The organism is Actinosynnema sp. NPDC050801, assembly GCF_040673975.1.
GTDB lineage: Bacteria > Actinomycetota > Actinomycetes > Mycobacteriales > Pseudonocardiaceae > Actinosynnema.
Genome location: NZ_JBFAQZ010000048.1, coordinates 1 through 12084, shown reverse-complemented (window position 1 = coordinate 12084; position 12084 = coordinate 1). Strand labels below are relative to the sequence as shown.

At 68.3% G+C, this 12084-nt stretch carries 7 protein-coding genes; all 7 read left to right on the top strand.

Features of this window, described 5'->3' with window-relative positions; translation table 11 throughout:
• The first annotated feature begins 187 nt into the window (after window positions 1-187).
• The 7 genes from AB0K14_RS40605 to AB0K14_RS40575 all read left to right on the top strand — a co-directional run bounded on the left by AB0K14_RS40605 (window position 188) and on the right by AB0K14_RS40575 (window position 11735).
• Window positions 188-2167: an alpha-L-fucosidase gene (locus AB0K14_RS40605; protein WP_360466313.1), complete on the top strand. Its 1980-nt coding sequence runs from the start codon at window positions 188-190 to the stop codon at window positions 2165-2167.
• A 67-nt stretch (window positions 2168-2234) separates the two neighbouring features.
• Entirely contained in the window at window positions 2235-5060 is a 2826-nt protein-coding gene (locus AB0K14_RS40600; RefSeq protein WP_360466316.1) for a PQQ-dependent sugar dehydrogenase, read from the top strand.
• 107 nt (window positions 5061-5167) lie between these two features.
• Entirely contained in the window at window positions 5168-6202 is a 1035-nt protein-coding gene (locus AB0K14_RS40595) for a hypothetical protein (RefSeq protein WP_360466331.1), read from the top strand.
• Complete coding sequence (locus AB0K14_RS40590) at window positions 6114-6440, top strand: RICIN domain-containing protein (protein ID WP_360466328.1); 327 nt, start codon at window positions 6114-6116, stop codon at window positions 6438-6440. Before AB0K14_RS40595 ends, AB0K14_RS40590 begins: the two co-directional genes overlap by 89 nt.
• 80 nt (window positions 6441-6520) lie before the next feature.
• Complete coding sequence (locus AB0K14_RS40585) at window positions 6521-8596, top strand: RICIN domain-containing protein (RefSeq protein WP_360466319.1); 2076 nt, start codon at window positions 6521-6523, stop codon at window positions 8594-8596.
• A gap of 146 nt (window positions 8597-8742) precedes the next feature.
• Entirely contained in the window at window positions 8743-11040 is a 2298-nt protein-coding gene (locus tag AB0K14_RS40580; RefSeq protein ID WP_360466322.1) for a beta-L-arabinofuranosidase domain-containing protein, read from the top strand.
• 332 nt (window positions 11041-11372) lie between these two features.
• Window positions 11373-11735: an alpha-L-fucosidase gene (locus AB0K14_RS40575; RefSeq protein WP_360466325.1), complete on the top strand. Its 363-nt coding sequence runs from the start codon at window positions 11373-11375 to the stop codon at window positions 11733-11735.
• Window positions 11736-12084 lie beyond the last annotated feature (349 nt).

Here is a 12084-nt window from a genome sequence, read left to right as displayed (position 1 = left end):
GAGCCGTTCCCGAACGCCCGCCGCTCGGCCAACTGGACGTGCGTCGGCCTCTGCGCGCACGAGTCCGCGCTCAAGGGCGGCGAGCTCGTACGCCTACCCGAATTCACCCTGGGTGCTCGATCGAGTTAAGCCACAACGGAAGCACGTTCCCCGACGGCGCGATTCCTCCTGTGAGAAAGGCACCGCCATGCCCGAGCCGATGAACCAGTTCACCCGTCGCTTGTTCCTCGTCACCACCGGGGCCGCCGCGGCCACCGGGTTGCTGCGGCCCGGAATGGCCTGGGCCACCGCTGGACCCAGCAGCTACACCCCGACCTGGCCGTCGGTGGACCAGCACCCGCCCGCGCCGGAGTGGTTCCAGGACGCGAAGTTCGGCATCTACTTCCACTGGGGCGTGTTCAGCGTCCCGGCGTTCGCCAACGAGTGGTACCCGCGCAGCATGTACCTCAACGGCTCGCCGGAGAACAACCACCACAAGCAGGTCTACGGTGACCCCGCCGCGTGGCCGTACCACAACTTCATCAACGGCGCCCGGGACAAGGCGGGCAACTGGGTGCAGTTCGCGCCCAAGCTGAAGTCCGCGGGCGGCAACTTCGACCCCGACGAGTGGGCGCAGCTGTTCGTCGACGCCGGCGCGAAGTTCGCCGGGCCGGTGGCCGAGCACCACGACGGTTACTCGATGTGGAACAGCACCGTCAACGAGTGGAACTCGGTGCGCACCGGACCGAAGCTCGACCTGGTCGGCTTGCACGCCAACGCGATCCGGGCCAAGGGCCTCAAGTTCATGGTGTCGATGCATCACATGTACCACTTCAGCGGCTACTTCGACCAGGCGCCGCAGCAGTCGACCGCCACCCTGAGGAAGCTGTACGGCCAACTCGGCTGGGGCACGCACGAGCAGCTGTGGTACGAGCGGCTGAAGGAGGTCATCGACGGCTACCAGCCCGACCTCATCTGGCAGGACGGCGGCCTGCAGTACATCAACGAGACGCATCGGCTGAACTTCCTGGCCTACTACTACAACAAGGCGGTCGCCTGGAACAGGGACGTGGTCACCACCCACAAGGACGGTCTGAACGACCGGAACTCGGTGTTCGACTACGAGCGCGGTGGTCCGGCGGGGATGCGAAACCCGTACTGGCTGACCGACGACAGCATCTCCAGCTCCAGCTGGTGCTACACCGCTGGCATCGGCTACTACTCGCTGGCCGCGATGCTGCACTCGTTGGTCGACCGGGTCAGCAAGAACGGCAACGTGCTGCTGAACATCGCCCCGATGGCGGACGGCACCATCCCCACCGGACAGCGGACGATCCTGCTGGGCATGGGCGACTACCTCAGGCGCTTCGGCGAGTCGGTCTACGGCACCCGCGCCTGGACGGCGTTCGGCGAGGGGCCGACGCAGATGGGTGGCGGCTCGTTCGTCCAGCCGCGAGAGGGGACCAACCGGGACATCCGGTTCACCCGCAGCAAGGACAACACCGTGCTGTACGCCACCGTGATGGGCTGGCCGGGCAGCACGCTGAACATCACCACCCTGAACTCGAACCGGATCAACCTGACCAACCTGACCAGGGTGCAGCTGCTCGGCTCGACGGCGGGCTCGTACGTCGACCTGCCCAACCGCGCCCAGACCGGCTCGGCGCTGCAGATCACGATGCCCTCGACCACCCCGCCGTTCAACGCCTCCGCCTACGTGGTCAAGCTGACGTTCTCCGGGCAGATCCCCACCCTGGACGGCGGGTCCAACCCCACCGGGTGGGCCAGGATCACCAACGCGGCCACCGGGCTCTCCCTCGACAGCGGGGGCAACGTCACCTCGGGTTCACGGCTCAAGCAGTGGGCCTGGGACGGCAACACCAACCTCCAGTGGCAGCTGGTCGACCTGGGGTCGGGCTGGTACCGCATCGTCAACCGCACCAACGGCATGGTCGCCGACAGCTGGGGCAACAGCGCCAACGGCGCGATCTGCCAGCAGGCGGCGTGGAACGGCGGCAACAACCAGCAGTGGCGCCTCACCACTGTGGGCAACGGCCGCGTGCAGATCGTCAACCGCGGCACGGGCACCGCTCTGGACAGCCTGGGCAACACCACCGCCGGCTCCAACACGGCCATGTGGGCGCCGAACAACAGCCCCAACAACCACTGGACCATCACCGCGATCTGACCGACGCGTCAGCACGAACCGTGCCTCCCGAAGGCCGCCAACTCCGGAACGAGGGTGTGACCCTGCCATGAGATACCGACTCAGAGCGGCACTCGCCGCCGCCGTCCTCGTCGCCGGAGGCACGGCGACGACCATGATCGGCTCCGCGCCACCGGCCGCCGCGCACGCGGTGAACCCGGCCGACTTCCAGCAGATCGAGCTGGCCCGAGGGGTGGGCGAGGTCGGCGAGCCGATGACGCTGGCCGTGCTGCCGGACCGCTCGGTGCTGCACGCCGCCCGCAACGGCACGCTGCGCCGCACCACCGCCGAAGGCACCACCAGCGTGATCGGCAACATCCCGGTCTACACGCACGACGAGGACGGCCTCCAGGGCGTCGTGCCGGATCCGAACTTCGCCGCCAACCGGTACATCTACCTCTCCTACTCGCCGCCATTGTCCACCCCGGGCGGTGACGCCCCGGCCACCGGCACGGACTTCTCGGCGTGGAACGGCGTGATCCGGCTGTCCCGGTTCACCCTCAACTCCGACTACACGGTGAACATGGCCAGCCAGGTGCCGATCCTGGACGTGCCGACCACGCGGGGCATCTGCTGCCACGTCGGCGGTGACCTCGACTTCGACGCGGCCGGCAACCTGTACATGTCGACCGGCGACGACACGAACCCGTTCGAGTCGGGCGGTTACACCCCGATCGACGAGCGCACCAACCGCAACCCCGCCTACGACGCGCAGCGCAGCTCGGCCAACACCAACGACCTGCGCGGCAAGGTGCTGCGGATCAAGGTGAACGCGAACGGGTCGTACTCGATCCCGGCCGGCAACCTCTTCACACCCGGCACGCCGAACACCCGGCCGGAGATCTACGCGATGGGCTTCCGCAACCCGTTCCGGTTCAACGTCGACAAGGCGACCGGCGCGCTCTACGTCGGCGACTACGGACCCGACGCGGGCACGAGCAGCAGCACCCGCGGCCCCGCCGGCCAGGTCGAGTTCAACCGGATCACCTCGGCGGGCAACTACGGCTGGCCGTACTGCACCGGTGGCAACACCACCAATGAGACCTATGTGGAGTACACGTTCCCATCCGGGCCCTCCGGGAGCCGGTACAACTGCGCCGCGCCGGTCAACAACTCGCCACGCAACACCGGCCTGATGAACCTGCCCGCGGCGAAGCCGGCCTGGATCAAGTACGACAACTGCTCGGTGGCCGCGTTCGGCTGCGGGTCGGAGTCCCCGATGAGCGCGCCGGTGTACCGGTACGACGCGGCCAACCCGTCGTCGATCAAGTTCCCGCCCGAGTTGGACGGGCACGTGTTCGCCACCGAGTTCGGCCGGCGCTGGATCAGGGCCGTCGACGTCAACGCCGACGGGTCGGCGGGGCAGATCAACGAGTTCCCGTGGCGCGGCACCCAGGTCATCGACGCCGGCTTCGGCCCGGACGGTGCCCTGTACGTGCTGGACTACGGCACCGGCTGGGGCAGCGGGAACGAGTACTCCGCGCTCTACCGCATCGAGTACAACCCGGCCGGGAACAAGGCGCCGACCGCACGGGCTGGCGCGAACCCCACCTCCGGCACCGCACCGCTGACGGTCGCCTTCTCGTCGGCCGGCTCCTCCGACCCGGAGGGCGGTGCGCTGACCTACGCGTGGAACTTCGGCGACGGCACGTCGTCGACGGCCGCCAACCCGAGCCACACCTACACCGCCAACGGCCGGTACACGGCCACCCTCACGGTGACCGACCCCGGTGGCCGCAGCGGTAGCGGCAGCGTGGTGATCACGGTCGGGAACACCGCGCCGACGGTCACGCTGAACACGCCCGCGGCCGGATCGGTGTTCAACTTCGGTGACAACGTGCCGTACACGATCACGGTGTCGGACCCGGAGGACGGCACGATCGACTGCACCCGGGTGAAGCTCAGCTACCTGCTGGGCCACGACAGCCACGGCCACCTGATCACCTCGCGCAACGGCTGCTCGGGCACGCTCCAGATCCCGGTGGACGGCGAGCACGACACGGCGGCGAACCTGTACGCGGTGTTCGACGCCGAGTACACCGACCTCGGCGCGAACGGCCAGCCGCCGGTCACCACGCACACGCAACACGTCCTGCAGCCCCGGCACCGCCAGGCCGAGCACCACTCGAGCCAGTCGGGCACCGCCGTGTACGACAAGGTCCCCGCGGAGGGCGGCAAGGCCGTCGGTGACATCCACAACGGCGACTGGATCGCGTTCCAGCCCTACGCGCTCGGCGGCGAGACCAGGTTCACCGCCCGGGTGTCCTCCGCCGGGTCGGGCGGCACGCTGTCCGTGCGGACCGGTTCGCCGACCGGGCCCGTGCTCGGCACGGCGACGGTGCCGGTCACCGGTGGCTGGGAGACCTTCACCGAGGTGTCCGCCACCCTGGCGGGCGTCCCGGCCGGAACCACCACGCTGTACCTGACGTTCGCCGGCAGCGGCACCGGCTACCTGTTCGACGTGGACGCCTTCACGTTCGGCACGTCGACGGGCGGCCGCACCGGGCGGATCACCGGTCCTGGCGGCAAGTGCGTCGACGTCAACGGCGGATCGAGCGCCGACGGCACCAAGATCCAGCTGTGGACCTGCGGCAGCGGCGCCAACCAGCAGTGGACCGTCAACGGGAACACGTTGCGCTCGCTCGACAAGTGCATGACCGTCGCGGGCGGCAGCACCACCGACGGCGCCCAGGTGCACCTGTCGACCTGTAACGGCACCGGCGGGCAGAACTGGACCGCCGGCGCCAACGGCTCCCTGGTGAACCCCCAGTCGGGCAAGTGCCTGGACGCCAACGGGGCCGGCACCGCCGACGGCACGCAACTGATCATCTGGAGCTGCCACGGTGGCACCAACCAGCGCTGGACCCTGCCGTGAACCCGTCGATTCCCGACGAACGAGGAGATGGACCTGTGAAGCGCGCCCCTGGTCGTGTCCGGACAGGACAACTCAGAAGGCTGTCGGCCCTGCTGGCATCCGTCACCATGATGGCCGCGGGGGCACTGGCCGCCGTGGCGGTGAACACCCCGTCGGCCGCCGCGGCGACCACCGCCGGTTGCGGCAAGGCCCCGCTCGCGAGCGGAGCGCGTACGGTCCAGAGCAGCGGCAAGACCCGCAGCTACATCCTGAGGGTGCCGGACAACTACGACGCGAACCGTGCCTACCGGTTGACCTTCGCGTTCCACATGCGGGGCAGCGACATGCAGGGCGTCGACTCCGGTGGAACCAGCGGGTACCCCTGGTCCTACTACGGGCAGAGGGCATTGGAGAACACCACCACGATCTTCGTCGCGCCGCAGGGCCTCGGCGGCGGTTGGGGCAACGCGGGCGGGGAGGACGTCACCTTCGTCGATGACATGATCAGGCAGCTCGATGCGGGATTGTGCATCGACACGACGCAGCGCTTCGCCCTGGGCTTCAGCTTCGGTGGCGCGATGAGCTACGCACTGGCGTGCGCACGGCCGACGATCTTCCGCGCGGTGGCGGTCTACGGCGCCGCTCAGCTGTCCGGGTGCAGCGGAGGCACCCAACCCGTCGGCTACATCGGGCTGCACGGCCTCAGGGACGGTGTGCTCCCGATCTCCAACGGACGGGCGCTGCGTGACACGTTCGTCAGGAACAACGGCTGCACGCCGCAGAACCCGCCGGAACCGGCGGTGGGCAGCCTGACCCACACGGTCACCGCCTACTCGGGTTGCCGTGCCGGGTACCCGGTGGTCTGGGCCCCGTTCGACGCGGGCCACACACCCGGCCCATGGGACGGCTCCGCCGGCGACATGAACCCCCACGAGAGGTCTTGGACCATCGGGGGTGGTGCGGAACTTCTTCGCGCAGTTCGGGTCCAACCCGCCGACGAGCACGACGACCACGAGCCCGTCGCCCGGCCAGAACGTGATGATCGCCGGTCAGCAGTCGGGCCGGTGCATCGACGTGGCCGGCGCCGGTACCGCCAACGGGACTCAGACGCAGTTGTGGGACTGCCACGGCAACGGCAACCAGCGCTGGACCTACACCGCTAGCCAGGAGTGGCGGGTGTACGGCACCAAGTGCCTGGACGCAAGCGGTGGCAACGTCGTCATCTCGGACTGCCACGGCGGTGCCAACCAGAAGTGGAACCGCAACGCCAACGGCACCATCACCTCTGTCCAATCGGGCCAGTGTCTGGATGCCAATGGCGCTGGTACCACCAACGGCACGAGGGTCATCCCTTGGTCGTGCAACGGCGGCGCCAACCAACAGTGGAGCCTGCGCAGCTGACCGGGATCAACCCGGCCGACACCAGACCACGTCGGCGGATCCCCGCGCCCGGTCGTACCTCCACCAGAAAGGACCCTCACATGCAGGCCTCCGAGCGACGCAGGCCACCCACCGGACAGCGGGCCCTCACCCGTCGGGCGCTGACGGTACTGTCCGTGCTGGCCGTCGTCGTCGCCACCGCGCCCACGACGGGCACCGCCCTCGCGGCGACCCCGGCCCAGGTCGTCCCCGTCACGCCGAACGACTCACCTGCCACGATCATCGCCAACGCCGCGGACGTGAGGCCGACACCGCGGCAACTGGCCTGGCAGCGGCTGGAGCGGATGGCGTTCATCCACTTCGGCGTGAACACGTTCACCGGGCGGGAGTGGGGCACCGGCACCGAAGACCCGAACGTCTTCCAGCCACACGGCCTCAACACCGACCAATGGGTGACCTCGCTGAAGGACGCCGGGTTCAAGGGCGCCATCCTCACCGCCAAGCACCACGACGGGTTCTCGCTGTTCCCCTCGCGGTACACCACCTTCGACGTGGCCTCCGACACCGCCTGGCAGAACGGCCAAGGCGACGTGGTGAAGAACTTCACCGACTCCATGCACAAGTACGGCATGAAGGTGGGCATCTACATCTCGCCGGCCGACCTGCACGAGAACCTGGCCGGCGGCCGGTTCGCCAACGGCAGCCCGCAGCGGCCGGTGACCATCCCCAGCAACCCGGCGGACATCGTCAACGGGGTGTCGTTCAACTTCAACTCCGACGACTACAACACGTACTTCGAGAACCAGCTCTACGAGCTGCTGTCTCGGTACGGCGCGGTAGACGAGATCTGGTGGGACATGGCGAACCCCACCGGCCGCCCCCAGCCCTACAACTTCCTCGACTGGATCAAGATCGTCCGCGCGCTCCAGCCCAACGCGGTCATGTTGAACGACGGCGGGCCGGACGTCCGTTGGATCGGCAACGAGGACGGCTACGCCCGCCAGTCCGAGTCGTCGGTCGTGCCCTACGTCGGCAACGCCGCGATCGCCGCCGACAACATCGTCAACCCACCCGGCGGGAACGGCGCCCCCGATCTGAGCAGTGACGCCCTGCTGTCCCGTCGCAAGGCGGACGGCACCAGCGCCTGGAACTACCTGAAGTGGTCGCCCGGCGAGTGCAACGGGACGCTGTCCGCGCGCCACAACTGGTTCTGGCAACCCAACGAGACCTGGCGTCCCGTGCCGGAGCTGGAGGAGATGTACTACGGCTCGGTGGGCCGCAACTGCAACTCCCTGCTGAACGTGTCGCCGAACCGGCAGGGCGTGCTCGACCAGTCGGCGGTGACGGTGCTGACCCAGTTCAACGCCAGGCTCACCGGGACGTTCGGCACCAACCTCGCCGCCGGAGCAACCGTGGCCAACAACAGCGGCACAAGCAACGTCGCGGGCCGCACGCCGAACCTGGCACTGGACGGGAACCTGGACAGCTCCTGGTTGCCGACCGCCACGACCGGTGGGCTGGTGTTCACCCTGCCCGAGGCGCGAACCTTCGACGTCCTGTCCGTGCAGGAAGACCTGAACTTCGGCCAGCGTGTCAACTCCTACTCGGTGGACGCCTGGAACGGCAGCACCTGGAACCAGATCGCGACCGACACCACGATCGGCCAGAAGAAGCTGGTCCGCCTGGCCACCCCCGTCACCGCGAGCCAGGTGCGGCTGCGCATCACCGGGTCGAGGGCCGCACCGGCCATCGCCGAGTTCGGCCTGTTCAAGCGACCCGGCGGCAGCACCCCGCAGGGCAGCATCACCTCCGTCCAGTCCGGCAGGTGCGCCGACGTCAGCGGCGTGAGCACGGCGAACGGCGCCGCAGTGCACTTGTGGGACTGCCACGGCGGCACCAACCAGCGGTGGACCCACACCGCGAGCAAGCAACTGGTGGTCTACGGCAACAAGTGCCTGGACGCCTACGGTGCGGGCACCAGCCCTGGCACACAGACCGTGATCTGGGACTGCCACGGCGGCACGAACCAGCAGTGGAACGTCTACCCCGACGGCACGATCACCAGCGTGCAGTCCGGGCTGTGCGTGGACGCCTACGGAGGCGGCACCGCGAACGGCACCAGGATCGTCCTCTGGACGTGCAACAACGGCGCCAACCAGAAGTGGCAACTCCGCTGACCGCACACGGGTGACGGGAGTGGGGGTCTGCGGTGCCGGCGTGGGCGACGAAGCACACACCGATCCGCCGAAGGCCCTCACACCCCGCCGGCCCGCAACCGCCCTTTCGGCACAACACCGACGTCGTGATCCGTACGGAGGCCGCGATGAGCACGAACCAGCCACCCATCCACCGCCGGACCCTGTTCCGAGCGGGGATGGCCACCGCCGCGGTCGCCGCTGTGGGTCAGGTTCCGGCGCACGCTGCTCCGGCATCCCGACCCGACATCGGGGTCTCGGCCCATCCGTTCGACCTCGGCGAGGTGCGGCTGACGGCGGGCCGCTGGCTGGACAACCAGAACCGGACGTTGGCGTACCTGAGGTTCGTCGACGCGGACCGGCTGTTGCACACGTTCCGCCTCAACGCCGGTCTGCCCAGCTCGGCCCAGCCCTGCGGCGGCTGGGAGGCGCCCGGCGTCGAACTGCGCGGCCACTCGACGGGTCACGTGCTGTCCGCGTTGGCGCAGGCGTACGCCGTCACCGGTGACGCGCAGTACCGGTCGAAGGGCGACTACTTGGCCAACGCACTCGCGGCATGTCAGGCCGCGTCGCCGAACCGCGGTTTCCACGCTGGCTACCTCTCGGCGTTCCCCGAGAACTTCTTCGACCGGCTGGAGAGCGGCCAGGGGGTGTGGGCACCCTGGTACACGCTCCACAAGATCATGGCGGGCCTGCTGGACCACCACCGGCTGACCGGCAGCACCCAGGCCCTCCGGGTGGTCACGGACATGGCAGGCTGGGTGGACTGGCGCACGGCCCGCCTCGGCTACGCGCAGATGCAGTCCGTGTTGAACACGGAGTTCGGCGGCATGAACGCAGTCCTGGCGGACCTGTGCCAGGTCACCGGGGACACCCGTTGGCTGGCCGTGGCGCAGCGGTTCGACCACGCCGTGGTGTTCGACCCTCTCGCGACGAACACCGACCGGCTCGACGGCCTGCACGCGAACACGCAGATCGCCAAGTGGGTCGGCGCGGTGCGCGAATACAAGGCGAGCGGCGCGACCAGGTACCGCGACATCGCGACCAACGCGTGGAACTTCACGGTCGGCGCGCACACCTACGCCATCGGCGGGAACAGCGTGCGGGAGCACTTCAAGCCACCCCATGCGATCGCCGGGTTCCTGACCAACGACACCTGCGAGAGCTGCAACACCTACAACATGCTCATCCTGACGCGCGAGCTGTTCACGCTGTACCCGGATCGCGCCGAGCTGTTCGACTACTACGAGCGGGCGCTGGTCAACCAGATGATCGGCCAGCAGAACCCGAACGACGGTCATGGCCACGTCTGCTACTTCACCCCGCTCAACCCTGGCGGGAGGCGTGGCGTCACCTCCATGAACGGCGGCTACAGCACCGACTACAGCACGTTCTGGTGCTGTCAGGGCACCGGCCTGGAAACCCAGACCAAGCTCATGGACTCCATCTACTTCCACGACGACACGACGCTGATCGTGAACCTGTTCGCGCCGTCGGTGCTGAACTGGACCCGGCGAGGCATCACCGTCACCCAGACCACGACCTACCCGGCGAGCGACACCACGTCACTCCAGCTCACCGGCAACGTCAGTGGCACGTGGTCGGTGCGCGTCCGCATCCCGAGCTGGTCGAGCGGCGCGACGATCAGCGTCAACGGCGTCGCCCAGGGCGTCGCCACGACACCGGGCACCTACACCACGCTCACCCGGTCGTGGACCTCCGGCGACACCGTCACCGTGCGGATGCCGATGCAGGTGGCCTTGCGGCCGGCCAACGACAACACGGGCATCGCCGCCGTCACCTACGGTCCGGTCGTCCTCGCCGGCAACTACGGCAACACCACACTCGGCTCGCCGCCCTCGCTGAACACCGCGTCCATCACTCGCACCAGCACCACGAGTCTCGCCTTCATGGCCACAGCCAACGGTTCCGCAGTCGCCCTCGTCCCGTTCCACGACGCCCACGGTGTCAATTACAACGTCTACTGGAACACCAGCGGCAGTACCGTGCCCACCGGTTGGGTGAGGATCTCCAACGCAACCACGGGACTGGCGCTGGACAGCGGTGGGTCGGTCCCGTCGGGATCACGGCTCAAGCAGTGGAACTGGGACGGCAGCACGAACCTCCAGTGGCAGTTGGTCGACGCGGGCAGCGGCTATTACCGGATCGTCAACCGGACCAACGGGATGGTGGCCGACAGCCGGGGCAACGCCGCCAACGGCGCCACCTGCTCCCAAACACCCTGGAACGGCGGCAACAACCAGCAGTGGCGGCTCAGCGGTGTGGGCAACGGCCGCTACCAGATCATCAACCGCGCCACGGGCACCGCGCTGGACGGCGCCGGCAACGCGACCGCCGGTTCGGACGTCATGATGTGGGCGCCGAACGGCAGCACGAACAACCACTGGACCATCACCACCGCCTGACCGCACGAACCAGCGGTGGAACGACCAACCGCGCCGGGCTGGTCTCTGGTCGTGCAGCGACCAGACGAACCGGCTAGGGCCTTGAGCCAACCGAATGGCACCTTACGTCCGTGGAGGCGCGGACGGGGGTGTACTCAGCACGGGTGGCGGGTGGTGGATGTCGCCCATCACCCGCCGCCCGTGTTGACGGCCGTGTCGCCAGTGGCACGTTGCGTGCCCTCAGGGCGCGCTTCCACTCGGCGACAACCGCGGAACCGTTGACCCGTCGACGGGCTTCGCCCCCTACTCGTCGTCGGCCGGAGTGTCTCCGTCCATCGTGCCGTGGGTCTCCGATGTCGAACGGCAATGCGATCAACGCTCGAAGAAAGGGTTACCGTCATGTCATCCTCACCGACGGTTTCACCCGTCGACGGTTGCTCACCGCGGCCGGTGCTGCGGAGACCGGCCTGCTGCGGGTCGGCACCGCCCGCAGCACCGTCGGCCCGAGCGGCTACTCGCCCACGCGGGCGTCGGTGGACCAGCACCCGCCGGCAGGGGAGTGGTTCCAGGACGCGAAGTTCGGCATCTACTTCCAATGGGGCGTGTTCAACGTCCCGCGTTCGCGAACGAGTGATACCCGCGCTCAATGTACTTCAGCGGATCGGCCGCGACGGTCGGTCGGAGGTTGCTGCTGCCGGGCGAAGGACACGGGATGAATCGACAAGATCGGAGGACTGGCCTCCAAGCTGTGTGTCCAGCCGAACGTGACTGGCCGCGACCGCGCAGTTGAGGGTGAACTTCATCCGGTCGGCTTGTTCTCGCGGCGGCCGAGCTCTTCCATATAGATGGGATGTATTGCTAGCCTATTGTCGCAACGCATGCACCACCACGAAGCCCTCATGTCACTCACCGAGACGGCCATCGACCGCGCCGGTGGCTGGAGGCTGGGTGCACTTGACCACGAATCAGTCTGAACCGCCCCGGCTTTGATGGGGACTCCATTGCGTGTGGAGGATGGAGTCATGGCAGGAACGTCACGGCACTCGGTCGAGGTGCGTCAGCGGG

Coding starts and splice junctions, on each gene's coding strand:
- AB0K14_RS40585 (WP_360466319.1), top strand. CDS start 6,521: ATGCAGGCCTCCGAGCGACGCAGGCCACCCACCGGACAGCGGGCCCTC.
- AB0K14_RS40580 (WP_360466322.1), top strand. CDS start 8,743: ATGAGCACGAACCAGCCACCCATCCACCGCCGGACCCTGTTCCGAGCG.
- AB0K14_RS40600 (WP_360466316.1), top strand. CDS start 2,235: ATGAGATACCGACTCAGAGCGGCACTCGCCGCCGCCGTCCTCGTCGCC.
- AB0K14_RS40595 (WP_360466331.1), top strand. CDS start 5,168: ATGATGGCCGCGGGGGCACTGGCCGCCGTGGCGGTGAACACCCCGTCG.
- AB0K14_RS40605 (WP_360466313.1), top strand. CDS start 188: ATGCCCGAGCCGATGAACCAGTTCACCCGTCGCTTGTTCCTCGTCACC.
- AB0K14_RS40575 (WP_360466325.1), top strand. CDS start 11,373: ATGTCGAACGGCAATGCGATCAACGCTCGAAGAAAGGGTTACCGTCAT.